The organism is Enterobacter cloacae complex sp. HYC003_NIDB (assembly GCF_056673375.1).
Window position 1 is genome coordinate 2,525,698 of record NZ_CP114220.1, and the last position, 17,277, is coordinate 2,542,974.

17 protein-coding genes and 5 pseudogenes are annotated in these 17,277 nt (G+C 50.8%); 10 read left to right on the forward strand and 12 right to left on the reverse strand.

The genetic code is table 11. The features are described 5' to 3' along the window. The first annotated feature begins 126 nt into the window (after nt 1-126). The 7 genes and pseudogenes from O1722_RS12010 (at nt 127) to O1722_RS12040 (ending at nt 5,000) form a co-directional block, all read left to right on the forward strand. Complete coding sequence (locus O1722_RS12010; RefSeq protein WP_021243026.1) at nt 127-1,284, forward strand: iron-containing alcohol dehydrogenase; 1,158 nt, start codon at nt 127-129, stop codon at nt 1,282-1,284. 86 nt (nt 1,285-1,370) lie between these two features. Beyond that, nucleotides 1,371-1,937 (forward strand): annotated as a pseudogene (locus O1722_RS12015) (MFS transporter); the annotation flags it as partial. Nucleotides 1,938-1,967: 30 nt separating this feature from the next. Further along, nucleotides 1,968-2,936 (forward strand): IS5-like element IS903B family transposase, encoded by a 969-nt coding sequence (locus tag O1722_RS12020; protein ID WP_022652343.1) that lies wholly within the window; start codon nt 1,968-1,970, stop codon nt 2,934-2,936. Nucleotides 2,937-3,163: 227 nt separating this feature from the next. Then, a pseudogene (locus O1722_RS12025) lies at nt 3,164-3,480 on the forward strand (ISNCY family transposase); the annotation flags it as partial. Between the two features lies 1 nt (nt 3,481). Then, nucleotides 3,482-3,631 (forward strand): annotated as a pseudogene (locus O1722_RS12030) (ISNCY family transposase); the annotation flags it as partial. A 277-nt stretch (nt 3,632-3,908) separates the two neighbouring features. After that, the gene (locus O1722_RS12035; RefSeq protein ID WP_032671143.1) at nt 3,909-4,355 is read left to right on the forward strand and encodes a DUF3290 domain-containing protein; all 447 of its coding nucleotides are present in this window, start codon (nt 3,909-3,911) and stop codon (nt 4,353-4,355) included. A gap of 9 nt (nt 4,356-4,364) precedes the next feature. Then, entirely contained in the window at nt 4,365-5,000 is a 636-nt protein-coding gene (locus O1722_RS12040) for a DUF421 domain-containing protein (RefSeq protein WP_015570517.1), read from the forward strand. 183 nt (nt 5,001-5,183) lie between these two features. Here O1722_RS12040 and O1722_RS12045 read toward each other — a convergent pair whose 3' ends face one another. The 3 genes from O1722_RS12045 to O1722_RS12055 form a co-directional block, all read right to left on the reverse strand. Next, nucleotides 5,184-5,729, reverse strand: a complete 546-nt coding sequence (locus O1722_RS12045) for an NUDIX domain-containing protein (protein ID WP_033487950.1) — start codon at nt 5,727-5,729, stop codon at nt 5,184-5,186. A gap of 68 nt (nt 5,730-5,797) precedes the next feature. After that, the gene (locus tag O1722_RS12050; protein ID WP_032671140.1) at nt 5,798-7,090 is read right to left on the reverse strand and encodes a glycoside hydrolase family 28 protein; all 1,293 of its coding nucleotides are present in this window, start codon (nt 7,088-7,090) and stop codon (nt 5,798-5,800) included. A gap of 104 nt (nt 7,091-7,194) precedes the next feature. Then, on the reverse strand, nt 7,195-7,953 hold the full coding sequence (locus O1722_RS12055) for a DeoR/GlpR family DNA-binding transcription regulator (RefSeq protein ID WP_015570520.1): 759 nt from the start codon (nt 7,951-7,953) through the stop codon (nt 7,195-7,197). Nucleotides 7,954-8,039: 86 nt separating this feature from the next. On the opposite strand from O1722_RS12055, the gene O1722_RS12060 reads away from it, so the two are divergent. Together O1722_RS12060 and tam are read left to right on the forward strand one after the other, a co-directional pair. Next, nucleotides 8,040-8,624, forward strand: a complete 585-nt coding sequence (locus tag O1722_RS12060; RefSeq protein WP_017382349.1) for an NUDIX hydrolase — start codon at nt 8,040-8,042, stop codon at nt 8,622-8,624. A gap of 84 nt (nt 8,625-8,708) precedes the next feature. Continuing rightward, nucleotides 8,709-9,467, forward strand: coding sequence for a trans-aconitate 2-methyltransferase (gene tam, locus O1722_RS12065; RefSeq protein ID WP_032669878.1), 759 nt, complete (start codon nt 8,709-8,711; stop codon nt 9,465-9,467). A gap of 6 nt (nt 9,468-9,473) precedes the next feature. On the opposite strand, the pseudogene O1722_RS12070 reads toward tam, so the two are convergent. The 6 genes and pseudogenes from O1722_RS12070 to O1722_RS12095 form a co-directional block, all read right to left on the reverse strand. After that, nucleotides 9,474-9,779: pseudogene (locus O1722_RS12070) on the reverse strand (thioredoxin domain-containing protein); the annotation flags it as partial. Between the two features lie 2 nt (nt 9,780-9,781). Next, nucleotides 9,782-10,201, reverse strand: a pseudogene (locus O1722_RS12075) (response regulator); the annotation flags it as partial. Between the two features lie 44 nt (nt 10,202-10,245). Next, nucleotides 10,246-11,247, reverse strand: coding sequence for an alpha/beta fold hydrolase (locus O1722_RS12080; RefSeq protein WP_033487948.1), 1,002 nt, complete (start codon nt 11,245-11,247; stop codon nt 10,246-10,248). Between the two features lie 134 nt (nt 11,248-11,381). Continuing rightward, the gene (locus tag O1722_RS12085; protein ID WP_033487947.1) at nt 11,382-11,822 is read right to left on the reverse strand and encodes a GNAT family N-acetyltransferase; all 441 of its coding nucleotides are present in this window, start codon (nt 11,820-11,822) and stop codon (nt 11,382-11,384) included. Continuing rightward, the gene (locus O1722_RS12090) at nt 11,819-12,427 is read right to left on the reverse strand and encodes a hypothetical protein (protein WP_033487946.1); all 609 of its coding nucleotides are present in this window, start codon (nt 12,425-12,427) and stop codon (nt 11,819-11,821) included. Before O1722_RS12090 ends, O1722_RS12085 begins: the two co-directional genes overlap by 4 nt. Further along, nucleotides 12,427-13,389, reverse strand: a complete 963-nt coding sequence (locus O1722_RS12095) for an Ssp4 family T6SS effector (RefSeq protein WP_033487945.1) — start codon at nt 13,387-13,389, stop codon at nt 12,427-12,429. Before O1722_RS12095 ends, O1722_RS12090 begins: the two co-directional genes overlap by 1 nt. Nucleotides 13,390-13,525: 136 nt before the next feature. Here O1722_RS12095 and O1722_RS12100 point away from each other — a divergent pair, with 136 nt between their 5' ends. Continuing rightward, the gene (locus O1722_RS12100) at nt 13,526-14,074 is read left to right on the forward strand and encodes a GNAT family N-acetyltransferase (RefSeq protein WP_022651192.1); all 549 of its coding nucleotides are present in this window, start codon (nt 13,526-13,528) and stop codon (nt 14,072-14,074) included. Here the strand turns inward: O1722_RS12100 and O1722_RS12105 are convergent. The 3 genes from O1722_RS12105 to O1722_RS12115 form a co-directional block, all read right to left on the reverse strand. After that, nucleotides 14,062-14,976: a bestrophin family protein gene (locus O1722_RS12105; RefSeq protein ID WP_017693427.1), complete on the reverse strand. Its 915-nt coding sequence runs from the start codon at nt 14,974-14,976 to the stop codon at nt 14,062-14,064. The two genes, O1722_RS12100 and O1722_RS12105, sit on opposite strands and share 13 nt — an antisense overlap. 201 nt (nt 14,977-15,177) lie before the next feature. Further along, complete coding sequence (locus O1722_RS12110; protein WP_058686658.1) at nt 15,178-16,629, reverse strand: tagaturonate reductase; 1,452 nt, start codon at nt 16,627-16,629, stop codon at nt 15,178-15,180. A 117-nt stretch (nt 16,630-16,746) separates the two neighbouring features. Continuing rightward, nucleotides 16,747-17,274, reverse strand: coding sequence for a GNAT family N-acetyltransferase (locus O1722_RS12115; protein ID WP_033487944.1), 528 nt, complete (start codon nt 17,272-17,274; stop codon nt 16,747-16,749). Nucleotides 17,275-17,277: the final 3 nt, after the last annotated feature.

Consider the following 17,277-nt stretch of genomic DNA (forward strand, 5'->3'; position numbering starts at 1 on the left):
ATTTCACAAGTAAGTGAAATTTATGTTGATTAATAAATAAAATTCAAAATGGTACTTTATATTCCACGACGTGAATATGTCCTCGTTGTAGTGACGGCTTTTAATTCTGAAAATGAGGTAATCATTATGCAAGATTTTATCTATCATAATCCGGTAAAAATTCTTTTTGGTCGCGATCAAATTTCTGCGTTAGCACAAGAAGTCCCGCAGGGTAAAAAGGTCATGATTGTCTATGGCGGGGGCAGCGTTATAAAACACGGTATATTGAAACGCGTAAAAGAGTCCCTGACAAACACCCTGGTTTATGAGTTTGGCGGTGTAGAAGCAAACCCTCATTATGAAACCCTGATGAAAGCCGTTGAGATTGTCAGAACAGAAAAAATTGATTTTCTTCTGGCCGTGGGCGGCGGTTCAGTGATCGACGGGACTAAATTTATTGCCGCCGCAGCCCTCTACGAAAATGATCCATGGGAGATCGTCAAGAGTTATGGCGGCGTGGTGAAACAAGCTCTCCCTTTTGGATGCGTGCTGACCCTGGCGGCCACGGGTTCAGAGATGAATAACACGGCGGTGATTAATCGGGTGACCACCCAGGATAAACTCTTTTTCACCTCCCCTTACGTTATGCCGAAATTTTCAGTGCTCGAACCGGAAATGACCTACACGCTGCCTGAACAACAAACCGCAAACGGGGTTGTTGATGCCTTTGTCCACGTTCTTGAGCAATACATTACTTACCCGGTTAACGCTAAGGTGCAGGATCGCCTGGCGGAAGGACTGCTGAGCACGCTGAAAGAAGAAGGCCCAGTAGCCCTTAAAAATCCACAGAACTACGACGCCAGAGCTAACATCATGTGGGCTGCGACGATGGCCCTGAATGGAATGTTGAGCGCAGGTGTCCCAACTGACTGGGCTTCTCACATGATTGGCCAGGAAATTACTGCATTATACGGAATCGACCACGCCCGTACCCTCGCTATCGTTATGCCTGCACTATGGCGCTTGTGCAAAAAGGAAAAAGCAGAAAAGCTGGCTCAGTACGGTGCGCGTGTCTGGAATATTCCTGAGTCTGATAGCGAAAAAATGGCCGATGAGGCTATCAATGCCACCGTGGAATTTTTTGAACTGATGGGCGTTAAAACCCGACTTTCTGATTATGGTCTGGGCGCGGAAGATATTTCAGCTGTTATCGGCAAGTTAAAAGAACATGGGCACATCGCATTAGGTGAACATGGAAAAATTACTGCTGAAGTGGCGGAAACAATACTGAACATGGCACTTTAATTGACTAACGATCTACTCTATTAGGCGCTAAGCCTGCGCACCTGGCAGGCTTAATTAAACATTAACGGTATTGCAAAATGCAGAAAATGAATGACACATTTCCCTATATGCCATTAATGGCTTTTGCGATGACCGGATTTATTTGCATCATGACGGAAACTATTCCAGCAGGATTATTGCCAGAAATCAGTAAGGGAATGAATATTTCGCTGGCTAGCGCAGGCCAGTGGGTCACCGTCTACGCCCTCGGGTCATTATTTGCCGCTATTCCGTTAACTATCGTTACCCGGTCGTGGAATCGGAAATATGTCTTATTAATGACCGTAGCGGGATTCTTCATTTTTAATACCATTACCGCACTTTCATCAAATGTTTACCTGACCCTGTTAGCGCGTTTGGGGGCCGGGGCGGCTGCGGGACTGGCGTGGAGCCTGCTGGCGGGGTTTTCACGCCGAATTGTTGAGCCGCTTCATCAGGGTCGGGCTATGGCGATAGCCATGGCTGGGACACCGCTGGCGCTCTCACTAGGCGTTCCGCTGGGAACCTGGCTTGGGCATTATCTTGGCTGGCGCCTGACGTTCGGTATTATGTCAGTACTTTCGCTGTTACTAATGATATGGATCCGTATCAGCGTTCCGGACTCTGCGGGGCGGCTTTGTTGAATAAATCGAACTTTTGCTGAGTTGAAGGATCAGATCACGCATCTTCCCGACAACGCAGACCGTTCCGTGGCAAAGCAAAAGTTCAAAATCACCAACTGGCCCACCTACAATAAAGCCCTCATCAACCGTGGCTCCATAACTTTCTGGCTGGATGATGAAGCTATTCAGGCCTGGTATGAGTCAGCAACACCTTCTTCACGAGGCAGACCTCAGCGCTATTCTGACCTTGCCATCACGACTGTGCTGGTCATTAAACGCGTATTCAGGCTGACCCTGCGCGCTGCGCAGGGCTTTATTGATTCCATTTTTTCTCTGATGAACGTTCCGCTACGCTGCCCGGATTACAGCTGTGTCAGCAGGCGGGCAAAGTCGGTTAACGTCAGTTTCAAAACGTTCACCCGGGGTGAAATCGCGCATCTGGTGATTGATTCCACCGGGCTGAAGGTCTTTGGTGAAGGCGAGTGGAAAGTCAAAAAGCATGGCCAGGAACGCCGTCGTATATGGCGAAAGTTGCATCTGGCAGTTGACAGCAACACACATGAAATCATCTGTGCAGACCTGTCGCTGAACAATGTGACGGACTCAGAAGCCTTCCCGGGTCTTATCCGGCAGACTCACAGAAAAATCAGGGCAGCATCGGCAGACGGCGCTTACGACACCCGGCTCTGTCACGATGAACTGCGGCGTAAGAAAATCAGCGCGCTTATCCCACCCCGAAAAGGTGCGGGTTACTGGCCCGGTGAATATGCAGACCGTAACCGTGCAGTGGCTAATCAGCGAATGACCGGGAGTAATGCGCGGTGGAAATGGACAACAGATTACAACCGTCGCTCGATAGCGGAAACGGCGATGTACCGGGTAAAACAGCTGTTCGGGGGTTCACTGACGCTGCGTGACTACGATGGTCAGGTTGCGGAGGCTATGGCCCTGGTACGAGCGCTGAACAAAATGACGAAAGCAGGTATGCCTGAAAGCGTGCGTATTGCCTGAAAACACAACCCGCTACGGGGGAGACTTACCCGAAATCTGATTTATTCAACAAAGCCAAGTCTATCAGTAAAGAGAATGAGAGATCAAAGTGGTCATTTTAATTGAGCTGGATAACGGACATTTCAATTGAGCCTTGACAAAGGTTGTAACAGCAAAATTGTAATGTCCGTTCTGGGATAAGGATAAGTTAAGTGTACATCACATAGATTCACCATCGAGGGATTCTAGTGACGGCACACGCAGCGGAGTTTTTCACTATGGACAAAGTTAACCGACTCAAAATCATTCAGGACGTTGTCGTCCAGCCTCTGACCACACTGATGGCCGCGCAGCGCCTTGATATTTCAGAACGCCTTCTGTTGCGTTACAATGAATCTGGCCCACTGGGTATGGCTGGCCGTCGTCGCGGGAAACCCGGCAATAATCAACTACCGGATGGTCTTGCCCGGTACGCATTCAATATTATCCGCGAACGCTATACTGACTTTGGGCCTACGCTGCCAGCGAGGAACACAAAGAACTGCACGATGTTCACCTGTCAAAATATTGGGAAGTACATTGAGGTCTGGCATTACCCGGATGGCCGGAAAGAACTCAGGCTAAACGGAGTCATCCTTCCCTACTCCACTTATAATCGTATTCAGGAAATTGATTAGGCTGCTATCGTGGACAACAAGCGCCTCGGGCAGATTCCTTAGTTTATTAAGCTGGTTCAGGACAAACGTTAGAAGATTATTTATACTCTGAATTCTTTTTCCGGTAGTGAGTGACCTGTATGGAAGAATGATAAATGCCCGACATGAGCGAAGAACGGAAGTTCTGAATGCTACTAACATTGAGATGCCTTGAGTCATAACAAGCAAGTCAACATAGTTGGCTTAAGGATAATGATCAATTTCAGCTGATAACTAATAAATGGAAATGTTTTACTATAATAAAATGTGGTTTTGAGGGGTTAGGGATTGAACTTATATGAAATTTTATAGCATAGATTATCTACAAATGCAGTCTAATATCAATGACTATTTAAAATACATAGTTATATTTAGTACTTTATTTATCTTGATCGTTGTTTTTAGCCTGTATATGCGTCATCGCCTGCAAACCAAATATCGTGACTTAACAATCATAGTTTTCTTGTTTTTGCTCTTCATTTCTGGTGTTCAGTATGCTGATTATACTGATAGTCAAAATATACATTCCCAATCCTCGCAAATGGTTAATTTTGTTAGGCTCCTATCACAAAAAAAAGATGTGAATGTAAATGCTATATTTTCCAGTTCCGTACAACTCTCTGATGGCATTATCGTTAAAATTGGTGATGTTTTTTATCGCGTCAATTTGAGCCCAGATCAAAAAACATACAATTTAGTAGAGGTTTCGTTAGTAAACCCAGAAATAGAAATCATAACAAACTGAGGTGTGGAAATGATAATTTATTTACCTATCATAATAAAGTTAGGCCTGGGGATACTGTGTTTAATTGTTCAAATAAATCTTATGGGAAAAGGAAATCTGGCCCCCTCATCTGCAATGGACCAGGTTCAAAACTATGTGCTGGGGGGAATTATAGGGGGCGTAATTTACAACGAATCTATATCGGTTCTTCAATTTATTCTGGTACTAATCATATGGACTCTTTTGGTCTTCGCTCTTAAATTCCTGAAGGAAAACAATCGATTAATTAAAAGGATAATTGATGGGAAACCGATTACCTTAGTACACAATGGCAGTGTTAATGTTAAGGAGTGTTTACGGAATGGTGTTTCTGCAAATGATCTAATGTTCAAATTAAGAGCAAATGGAATTTATGAAATAGAACAACTAAAACGCGTCGTTCTCGAACAAAATGGGCAATTAACCATCATACAAAGTGGCGATGAAAATATACGCTATCCAATTATAGTGGACGGTTTGGCCAACCATGACCTGCTAGAAATCCTTAATAAAGACAGTGAATGGTTAGAAACTGAAGTTACAAAGAAAGGCTTCAGTAAAATCAGTGAAGTATATTTAGGTGAGTACTTGTCAGGTAGGATTAATTTATACGGATATGAAAAATAACCTCCAAGCAATAACACCATTTTATCAGGAGGCAGCCATTTCTGGTGTGCCTCCGCCTGAGAGCATTGACATTAACGTCCGCTCCTGGCACAGAGCAAATATTTGAGCTTTTCGCTGCCCCGGACATCTGAACTTGGCTTTGACAATGATGTGGAGACTTAATATTAATCTAAAACGTTATGATTAAGAGAACATATTTTTTGTTCTCGCCAGCAGGAATGCCGTAAGTGAGGTGGCGTCAGTGATTTTGCCGTCACGTATTAATTGAGCAAAGGCACTAATTTTAATTTTTTTCACCGTCAGGCCGTATTCTTCCTCCTCCAGTTGCTGGCCGGTAAATGTCAGCTCCGTGGCAAGGTAAATATGATAACCCTGGGCTGAATAACCCTGTGCGAGCTTTTGATAACCGACGTACTCCATTTTCCCGGCGCTTAACCCGGTTTCTTCTTTAAGCTCGCCTCTGGCAACGTCTTCAGGTGCAGCGTCGCGAGAACATTCCCAACTTCCCTGAGGGAGTTCTGTGGTTCTCTGGCCCAGAGGGTATCGGTATTGTTCAACCAGATAGATTTCATCATTCTCAACCGGAATGATGACCACGAAATCATCTTTTTCAATGACGGAATAAAGCCCCTCGCTCCCATCGGCTCTCAGAATCCGGTCTTCCTTTAGCGACATCCAGCGGTTACGATAAATCTGTCTCGATTCCAGTGTTTTTATCTCTTTCTTCACGGTAAGCCCCTGATTTCTTTACTTGTAGCTCTCTAACAGTAACGTTAACGCCTTCACCGTGCAATACATCAACGCTCATAACTGTCGTTACGGTCTTGCGTGTTCTCCACGGCAGTCACCTGCACATCCTTAAAGCGCAACCCATCCACACCGGAAATTTTCCCGAACTCTGACGCGTCAATCAAAATTCCGTCCAGCGTTAACCCGATCACAGGACGCTCCGGATACCCCTCAATGAAAAATGCACGCGAGAAATATTTGTTGTCTGAGCGATGCGCCGACATATTTTTAATCGTCAGTCCGCTGACCGCAGTAAGGCCGGCTTCGTCCTCAACACCTTCAGCCAGCTTGCGCCAGTGTTCTGGTTTATCAGATAAATTTCCCCGGTCGCCATAGCTGTACTGCGGAAACCAGTTCAGCTGGATCAGCACCGGGAAACGTACGTCCGTAAGATGTAAATTTTGGACGGTGATATCACGGATAAATCCGCCCCGGTTGCGGGCCGACTTAATGCGAAACCCGACGCCCGTACCGTTAAACGCGTTATCTTCTATCAGGACGCGTTCAATGCCGCCTGAAGTTTCGCTCCCCAGCGTGATCCCGGACCCCTTATTCAGCGTACATCCGCGAACCACGATATCCCGTGCTGTACGTGCTTTTTGCGCCGCTTCGCGTCCTCGTCCTGATTTTATGCAGATATTGTCGTCATTACAGGAAACAATGCAGCGTTCAACCCGCACCTGTTCACAGGAATCGATATCAATCCCGTCGGTGCTCGGCCCCGCAGAATTGCTGATTTTCACGCCCTCAACCGTGATATGGCGCGAATAACAAAGGTGCACGTTCCAGAATCCGGACTCCCGACTGGTAAAATCACGCAGCAGAATGCTCTGGCTTTCAAAGACCAGAATATTGCGCGGGCGCTGACAGTCGTAATCAACCACCCAGCGCAATCCTCTGGCGCTGTAATCGCCGACCATGCCGCTGCGCTCGTCATCGCCCCAGAAGCGTCGCCACCAGATAACACCCTGCCCGTCTATCGTGCCTGTACCGGTAATACTGACGTTTTCACAATCGATGATATTAATAATGCCTGCCGGCCAGCGCATATCAATGCCCGCCACCCGGGTGTTTATCAACGGATAATCAGCCAGATCCTGGCTTCCAACGAGCTGTGCGCCAGCGTCCAGGCGAAGCGAAACACCGCTTTTCAGGAACAGTGCTCCGGTCAGAAAACGGCCTTGCGGAATAACAATGACATCGTTCTGTTGAGCCCTATTTATGGCCTGCTGAATGGCAGACGTTGACAGGCGTTGCGCGGTTGGGTCCGCGCCGCACGTCAGAATGGAGACCGCTTTCATGGCTTGTCCTTAAACAGATGAAAGCCTTAGTCTAGAAATCCGCGTGAAGGATAACCTTTGTCTGTTTGACAGCCACGCGGTCAGGCTGGCAAAAAAGCAGATATTTACTGGCTTGCGATCACCGCAACGCCCTTTTCTTTCAGAGCGCTCACCCAGCGTTCATCCGTTGTGTTTTCAACAACCAGCGTATTCACCAGCGACAGGTCGCCAATCACAAACGCCGAGGCCGTGTTGATCTTTTCCGGTGAGGCCAATACCACCGTTTCCGCCGCTCTGCCGGAAAATGCACGTTTGATGCACGCTTCTTCGTAATCTCCGGTGGTCAGCCCGGCCTCAGGATGGACGCCGGTGACCCCCATGAAGAACAGATCCGCATGAATATTATTGATGCCTTCAATAGCGGCCGCGCCGACCGTGACGATGGAGTGTTTATACAAACGACCACCAATCAGGATCACCTCTATGCATGGATGGTCGACCAGCCCCAAAGCGATACCCGGGCTGTGCGTCACCACGGTTATCCGTAAATCGGGTGGTAAGAACGTAATAAGTTCGGAGGTGGTCGTCCCGCCATCAATGATCACCACCTGCCCCGGTGAAATGAGCTGCGCGCCTCTCCGTGCCACGCGTTTTTTTGCATCCATTTTAACGGACTGACGCTCGGCAAAAGGCGCAATCGCTGACGATGCTGGCAGTGCGCCGCCGTGAACACGTTGCAAACGCCCTTCTGCCGCCAGTTCACGTAAATCCCGGCGGATAGTGTCCTCAGACACCGAGAAAAAGAGGCTGAGCGCAGTAGACTGGACCTGACCTTCCGCCTCCAGTTTTTCCAGAATCAACTGTTTACGCTGGCTTGTGAGCATGAATTATTCCTGTTGTTGCACGATATGCCTTGTATTTGCACGATAGTGCTGTTTATGATGCTTACTCTACGAGAGGAGAGCCAAACGTGCAATCAAAACGTGCAGATATACGCATTATCAACAGCGAAACGTTGTCCGACAACTGGTATAACCTGAAAAAATATACTTTTGACCTCCAGCGCAGCGATGGCGACTGGCAGCGACAAGAGCGTGAAGTGTATGACCGGGGGAATGGCGCGACGATCCTGCTCTATAATCGCGACAGCAAAACCGTCATTCTGACGCGTCAGTTCCGTTTCCCGGTGTTTATAAATGGTCACGAAGAGGATCTCATTGAGGCGGCCGCCGGGTTGCTCGATAACCTTGACCCGGAAAGCCGGATTAAGGCCGAAGCGGAAGAAGAAACCGGGTATAAGGTGACGCGCGTAGAGAAAATTTTTGAGGCCTATATGAGCCCGGGCTCGGTTACCGAGAAACTCTACTTCTATCTGGCGGAATATCATCCGCAGGATCGGACCAGCGCGGGCGGCGGCGTTAAAGCAGAGGGAGAAGATATCGACGTACTGGAAATGACGCTGGACGACGCGCTTCGGGGCATTGAAAATGGGCAGATTGTCGACGGAAAAACCATCATGCTGCTCTATCACCTGGCCCTCAAAGGCATTTTATAATCTCACCATTAGCCAGATACCTGCCCCGGCGCAGGTATTTGCCTGTGCTATTCTTGCTGAACACCTCAACATGGAGATGCGAAAATGGCCGACTGGGATCCCTCTCTTTATCTACAGTACAGCGCAGAACGCACACGTCCCGCCGCTGAGTTACTCGCCCGGGTGCCGCTAGCTGACATAACCTCTGGCGTGGATTTGGGCTGCGGGCCAGGCAACAGCACCGCGCTGCTGAAACAGCGCTGGCCTTCTGCGCAGATCGCCGGCGTGGATAACTCCCCGGCCATGCTGGAGGAAGCCCGACAGGCCCTGCCAGACTGCCACTTTGTTGAGGCGGACATCCGGCACTACAAACCTGACCAGCCGCTCAGCCTGATCTACGCCAACGCCTCATTGCAATGGATCCCGGACCATTACCACCTTCTGCCACATCTGGTTTCACTGCTCCAGTTAAACGGCGTGCTGGCGGTGCAAATGCCTGACAACTGGCTTGAGCCGACGCACGCCCTGATGCGTGAAGTTGCCTGGGAACAGGGCTACCCCGATCGTGGCCGCGAGCCATTGCCGGGTATCCATGCCTACTACGATATTCTGACGGAAGCGGGATGCGACGTGGATATCTGGCGCACCACTTACTTCCATCAGATGAGCTCTCATCAGGCGATTATTGACTGGGTCAGCGCTACAGGGTTACGCCCGTGGTTACAGGAACTCAACGAAAGCGAGCAGAAAAACTATCTGAAACGCTACCTTGAGCTGCTGGAAGAGCAGTATCCGCTCCAGGAGAACGGGCAGATACTGCTGGCTTTTCCGCGCCTGTTTTTGGTGGCTCAGCGGGTTCCGTAAGCCGGATCAGGAACGCGCTTCCTTGAGCAACTGCTGAATCACGGCCTCCTGCTTGTCATAGCTCCCTTCGCCAAACGCGGTATAACGCAGTTGCCCTTTCGCATCGAAATAGTAATGTGCGGGCCAGTACTGATTTCCGAACGCGCTCCAGATTTTGTAGTTATTATCCGTCACTACGCGGTACGGCAACGGCCATTTGTTGACCGCGTTTTTCACCGATGATAACGGCTTTTCCCAGGGGTATTCCGGGGTGTGGACGCCAATCACCACCAGACCTTCAGACTGATATTTCTTCGCCCAGTCACGCACATGCCCACCAGACGCCCTGCCTCGGTGACCTGAAGATTAGGCGGCATAGTGCGAAAACGACGCAGGATGGCTTTAATACGCGCCAGCAGCTCGCGGGCCACAAACGGTTTCACCACGTAATCGTCCGCGCCCATCTCCAGCCCCAGGATCCGGTCCGTGTCTTCATTGCGCGCGGTAAGCATCAGGATCGGCAGATCCTTATGCCTGCTGCTGCGCAGCTGTCGACACAGCGTCAGGCCATCATCGCCGGGCATCATCACGTCCAGCACCACCAGGTCGATATGCTGTTTGTCGAGCACCATGCGCATCTCTTTTCCGTTCGCCGCACCAGAGGCGTGATAGCCGGATTTCACGAGGTAATCGACAATCAGTTCACGAATATCCCTGTCGTCATCGACGACAAGGATGTGATCAATATGCTCCACCGCAGGCTCCTGATTAAGAGGTAACGGATTGAAAATAGCACATATCAGAGCTTATCCGCGTCGACAACTGCTTTAACAAAGTCCTGCGGATCTTCCTGCGGCGGGTTGTGGCCCACCGTTGCGCCGAAAGTACGGTGCTCATATTTTCCGGTAAATTTCCCGGCATAGGCCGCAGGTGCAGGGTGTGGCGCCCCGTTATTACCGCCTTCGATGGTGATGGTCGGCACCGTAATGTTCGGCAGCGTCGCCAGTTTTTGTTCGTAGGCGTCATATTTAGGCTCCCCTTTTTCCAGACCCAGACCCAGACGCCAGCGGTAATTACTGAGCGTGACGGCAACGTGGTCCGGGTTATCGAGGGATTTGGCGCTGGCATTGAAGGTGGCATCGCTGAATTTCCAGTCCGGCGAAGCCTGGGACCAGATCAACCGGGCAAAATCGTGCGTATTTTTAGCATAGCCTTCCGCACCGCGCGGCGTGGCGAAATAGAACTGATACCACCACTGAACCTCTACCTTCGGCGGTAATGGTTGTTTCCCAATCGCCTGACTACTGATCAGATAGCCACTCACCGAGACCAGCGATTTCGCCCGTTCCGGCCAGAGCGCCGCAACGATATCCGCGGTACGCGCTCCCCAGTCATAACCGGCAAACACCGCCTGTTTGATGTTCAGGGCGTCCATCAGATTAACGATATCTTTCGCCATTGCCGAAGGCTGGCCGTTTCGCGGTGTTTTATCAGAAATAAAGCGCGTGGTGCCGTACCCGCGCAGGGACGGCACAATGACACGATACCCTTTCGCGGCCAGCGCGGGGGCCACTTCAGCGTAGCTGTGAATGTCGTACGGCCAGCCATGCAGCAGGATCACCGGTTGCCCCTCTTTCGGCCCGATATCGACATAACCGACGTTAAGATCGCCAGCGTTAATCTGTTTTACCTGGTTGAAGGCCGACGCGTAATCCTTGCCCATCGCTTCCGCCTGACAGGACATCACGGTGCCAATCGAAACGGTCAGGGCGACTGCTGAGTATGCGAGTTTGTTAAACATGATGTTATCTCCGGGTGAGTTCAGTTGACGGAGATATAACACCATGCGTTTGTATAAAGGATGTGTGCGGATGCGGCTTTATTGCATACCTGTGTATGTATCACAGACGCAGATACAGTGTGATACAAACCCGGTTAAGGGGTGATTCGGTACCGGACGTAATCGTCGGCTTCACCATAGTGGTCATACAGCTTACGCGCCGGATTGTGCATGCGGGTTACCCAGTAGAGTTTTGACCACCCTTCCCGCTTACCCTCATCGATCAGGGCGTCGATAAGCGCTTTACCCGCCCCTGCGCCACGTTCGGCAGCGTCAACAAACAGATCTTCCAGATAGCAAACGGGCGCGGTTGACCAGGTCCCTTCATGCAGGACACACATGGCGAAGCCGATGACGCTGCCGTCTTTCTCCACGACCCGGCAAAACAGGGGTGATGAATCTGCGAGCGCCCTGTCCCAGGTGGTCGTGGTAACGGACTCGTCAAGGTAGCACTCATAAAAATGGGTATAGCCATCCCACAGCGGTCGCCACTGTGGGTAATCTTCTGCCTGTAACGGGCGTACGATGAGTGTCATGTGTTCCTCACATTATCCTTACTGCTCTTCAGGCGCATGATGCGAGCCAGCGTGGCAAGACGCTTCGAACGACAATATAGCGTGAACAGCACAAAGCCTCGACTGTTTAACACCATACGGCTAATTACCAAAGCGATCGTTGCAATGATCAGCTGCCAGCTACTGCCGTCAGAAATGGTCAGATAGTGAAGCCATTGCAGTACCGTTAATGTCAGCAGGATGATGAAAAGCGCTAAAAACCCTGTTAGTCCTGAAGTGTATCCCCGGGCAAGGAAGGCACTCGCGAGCATCAGGAAGATAAGTATCGCTAGCGATGGGACAAAAAAACTGAGTGCATGTAGCGTTGGCGGCATACTGGATATTGTCTGGAGAAATGGCAGCAAATTAAACGCAAAAATCACCAGAAATAGCGGTAATAATATCGCTACCGGATAAGCATTTTGCCGTGGCAGCTCACTAAGCGGGCGTGAAAAATACCGCTCCAGTTCGGGTGTGGAATGGTTTAATAAATCATTGTCATGACGGGCAATAGCGTCCTCAATCCGTTTTCCGTGTTGCAGGAGCTCGTAAGAAACGTGTCCGGTTAACAAGTGCAGAATTTTCATCAGAAAACCGCCAGTGACTGGATAGTACCGATAATGTATTTACTGGTGCGAGGTATGTTCCCCGGAGCGGCAATAACTCCGCTTACAGCGCTTCCTGCAAGCGCCGCGGCACTCGTTACAACTTGACTTAATTGCCTGGTGAGCTCAACCTGAACAGGACCCGATGGGAATCGTTTTGGATAAAAGCCTGCTCGAATAAGCGCTTTGACTTCTTTATTGCTTATACCAGGGTTTTGAGCGCGAATAATTAATTCAGTCAGTCGAGCACGGTCCTGACGAGGATAACTTTTTAGCCACTCGGTTGCTTTCAAGGACGAAACGGATTTCATAGCGCGCCAGGTAGTAACAGCCTCTTTAAGTGCACCGCCTGCGCTTGCCAGAGAAATGACATCTAAGGAAGTGGATGTCGCGACATACCAGTCCTGAGTATCCAGCCAGGCGACATTGGCACCGTCATTTTCAACCAAATCATAAATTCGATAAAGGCCATTCACACATTGCAGACCGGTGGCAGCCGTTCCGGCGTAGCCAATAGCGACCAGTACGCTTCCCCCGCCTGCGGTAAGGGGAGTTGCTGCTGTTCCAGCGAGCATCACTCCGCCAGTTATGATCATCGCTCCACATGACAGAACGGTTGAGGCAATTTCAGTTCCCATGGAAGTAGATGAAACTGCATCACTCAATACTTTTCCTGCTGTGGAAGCAGACGGAAACGAGGAGGCTTTGGTCACGATAACATGCGTTACTATTCCACTTTGCCCTTGAGGATGTCTTTTGCCGGGTCGCACCAGGAAGCGTTGGGGGCCGGCAGAGTAAATGATACCCGCGTGAGCAAATTCACGATGACAGTCCATGGCGGCACCAAGCGCTTTAAAATCGAAATCCGCAGCCCCAACTCCCGACATTTTCGCAAAATCGTAGCCCGGTAAGTTTTTATCAAGGTTTATCCCAGGTAAAACCATACCCTTCTCCTTTTCAAGCAGGTTGATTACGTTAACTCAACATCGTTTTAGTACAGTACATCGGAACAGAATGTTATTAAGATGAAAATACCAGAACCCAAACAAAAGCATAACGCTTAATTATGGAGATCAGCGGATGACCATACCCACGCTTACCACCGAGCGCCTGATATTACGCCCCCTGATTGCAGAAGATGCCGTCCAGATCCAGCAACGCTATCCGCGCTGGGAAATTGTCCGCTATATGGTGGCTTCAGTCCCCTGGCCCTACCCGGAAAACGGTGCAGAAAATTATGTTAACAACGTTGCACTACCCGATATGGCCAAAGGGATTGCGTGGTTCTGGACGATTCGCCGTCGCGAAGCGCCTGACGAACTGATGGGGTTGATTTGCCTGTATGACGTGGAGGACAACAACCGGGGCTTCTGGCTCGCACCGGAATTTCAGGGCCAGGGATATATGCGCGAGGCGAGTATTGCGGCCACGGATTACTGGTTCAATACGCTCAATAAACCGGTGTTACGCGCGCCGAAAGCGGCGGCCAACAGCCGCTCCCGACGTATTTCAGACAGCAGCGGCATGCGGCTCATCAGGACGGAGAAGAAAGCCTATGTCAGCGGCCTGCTGGATTCGGAGCTGTGGGAAATCACCCGCGATGAGTGGAATGCCCGTCAGGTCAGCTGATAATGCTTATCCGGCATCAGTCTTTCAGGGATGTTCTCTTCATCGTTCATCTGCAACAGATCGCGCTCCATCATGTTGCAGATGGCGTCCAGCGGCAGATCGTTATCTTCTGTCCCAAACGGATCTTCCAGCTCTTCCGCCAGCGTGTCCAGCGAGATAAAAGTGTACGAAATCAGCGCAGAGACAAAGGGCGTCATGTAATGCAGATCCACAACCAGCGCAAACGGCAGCATGATGCAGAACAGATACACCGTCCGGTGCAGGATCAGCGTATAGGCAAACGGGACTGGCGTATTGGCGATACGCTCACAGCCAGCCAGCACGATGGACATGTCATTCAGGCGGTTGTTGAGGCTGTGAAACAGGATGTCTGAAAGCTGCCCGCTACGCCGCCGCACGGCCAGCCATTCCCCCATGATCAGCAGGATACGGTTCGCCGGTGAGTTGGCGCCCATCACGTTGCGTAAATCGTCAGGCGCCAGATAGCGAGACAGCTGATCGGCATTGGTTTCTCTGCGCAGGGTCATACGTAGACAGTTAGCAAAGGCGATTTGCAGGCGTACAAACTCGCCGAGATGTTTATCATCCGGTAAGGTGTTTTTTACCTCGCGAAACAGCGAGCGCGCCGCTATCATCAACTGCCCCCAAAGCAGACGTGCCTCAACGTAGCGGGAATAACAGGCGTTATTACGGAATCCCAGGAAGATGGCAATAGCCACACCCAGAATGCTGAACGGCGCGACGGTAAACCGAATGCCCAGCGAGGTATACCACGGCAGCATGACAATCACGGCGATGGAAAGCAGGAAGTTAAGCAGCAGTCGGGTATAAATTTTGGGAAGTACCGAACCATGCCAGACAAAAATCAGTTGCAGCCAGTGCTGTTGAGGACGAACAATCATAATCAGCTTCAGAAAAGTAAAGAGCGCGGCTATTAAACGTGATCACCCTCACGGTTGCAAGCATGTTAATAACTCATTGCATTTTCTGACCTGCAAAGCTTTACGCGCACGGTGCTGCATGTGGTTTTTAAAAAAAGAGCACATAGTATGTTGTAACTAAATAGGGTCTGTAAAAAACCCGGCAAACGCCGGGCATCATGATTAGCTGAGCGGTTTCACCGCATCGCGCATGCCTTTGCTTAAAATCGCATCCAGATCCTGCGCAACCTGTTCTACCAGTCCGTTCACCTGAGTCAGATCCTGCTCCCAGTGCTCGCTCACGCTTAACACCGACGATACCAGCTCACGGGTAGTGACCTGTTTGTCGTGATGTTGCGTCCACAACTGCTGGTAACGTTCAAGCCAGTGCGCATCGTCCTGCACCGGATAAGGCTCACCGTTGCGTTCGGCGCGGTAGAACGCAATCAGCGCCGCCAGGGCAAAGGTCAGGCGTGCTGGCAGTTTGCCGGTCGCCTTCTGCCCTGCCAGCAGTTGCGGCAGAATGCGGGTGCGGTATTTGGTCATCCCGTTCAGTGCAATCGACAGCAGCTGATGCTTAATGTACGGATTACGGAAACGTCCCGTTACGGCACTGGCGAAGGAGTGCAGCTCGTCGCGCGGCAGATCCAGGACCGGTATGATCTCCTCATAAATAGCCTTCTCTACGAACGCGCAAATTTCCGCGTCGTTCATGGCTTCCCCTACCGTATCCAGGCCGGCCTGAAAAGCGACCGGAACCAGCGCCGTGTGCGCGCCGTTGAGGATCGCCACCTTACGCTCTTTATACGGTTTGATATCGTCAACAATCAGGACGTTGAGTGGGTATTTATCCAGGCGCAGTTCAGCTGCAAGTGATTTCGGCCCCTGAATAACAAACAGATAGAAATGTTCCGCCGTGTCGAGGAAGCTGTCGTGATAGCCCAGCCCGGCTTCCAGCTCTGCCACCTCATCACGCGGATAGCCGGTAACAATGCGGTCAACCAGCGTCGAACAGAAAGTGTTAGCATCATTCAGCCACGCAATGAATGCCGCCGGCAGCGCCCACTCCTGTGCATAGCGCAGCACCAGTTCACGCAGGGCATCGCCGTTGTAGTCGATGAGTTCGCAAGGAATGATAATCCAGCCTTTATCCGCTGCCCCGTTAAAGTGGGTAAAACGCTCGAACAGCAGACGCGTCAGTTTGGCCGGATAGCTGACAGCTGGCGCATCGTCAAACTTATCCCCCGCGTGATAGCTGATCCCCGCCTCCGTGGTATTGGAGAAGACAAACCGCATGTCCGGGTTATGGGCGAGCTTCAGAAATTCATCGTACTGGCTGTAGACGCTGATTTCACGATTCACGGAACGAATAAGACGCGCATCGCTTACCGCTTCCCCCTGCTCATTCAGACCGCGAATAATCGTTGTATACAGACCATCCTGGGTGCTCAGGGACGGCGGAAAATCGCTCTGGATCGGCCGCACAATCACCACACCGGCATTGAGATTGGTATGCTCGTTTAAGAGGTCGATTTGCCAGTCAACGAACGCGCGCAGGAAGTTACCTTCGCCAAACTGGATGATACGTTCAGGGTAGCGCGCACCGGGGAAATCACGACGGTTGAGTGTGTTCACAATGGAGGTCCTTTATGATTAGTCATACAGCCTGATAAGATTGGTGTGATAACTTATCAAAACTTCAGGACCATAACCCCTGTCTGGATCAACTCAGGATGCGATGGTGAAAAATAATCACAGAAATTTATAGAACACCGAGGTCGCCGTCATGTCCCCGTTCGGCATCAGGGCGTAGCGTGGGATTTCCCCCGCCTTTTGCCAGCCTGCTCTCTGGTAAAACGTCTCCGCGCCGCTGCCGGTTGAGGTATCAAGCACCAGTACCGTAAGCGCTTTTTCACGTGCAACCGCCTCCAGGGCTTCCATCAGCGCCATTGCCGCCCCTTTACGGCGCGCGTTCTCATGAACCAGCAGTTTCGCGACATCTGCACGGTGCGGCTGGTTTTCAGGCTGATCGGTGATCAGCTGGACCGTGCCAACCAGCCCCTGCTCCGCATCAAAACAGCCCAGGACGGTACGCTCGTCGCGCCCGACGCTGTCAGCGACGCTGAGCCAGAAGGTTTGGGCTTTCCCGGCAGAAAAAGGCAGCATAAAGCTGACGGAGGCGCCGCCGTTGACACAGTTGACGAGAATATCGTTCAGGGCATCGATGTGGGTGAGGATGTCCTGCCGGGAGAGAGGTTTAATCAGCATGGGAGAGTTCATTGC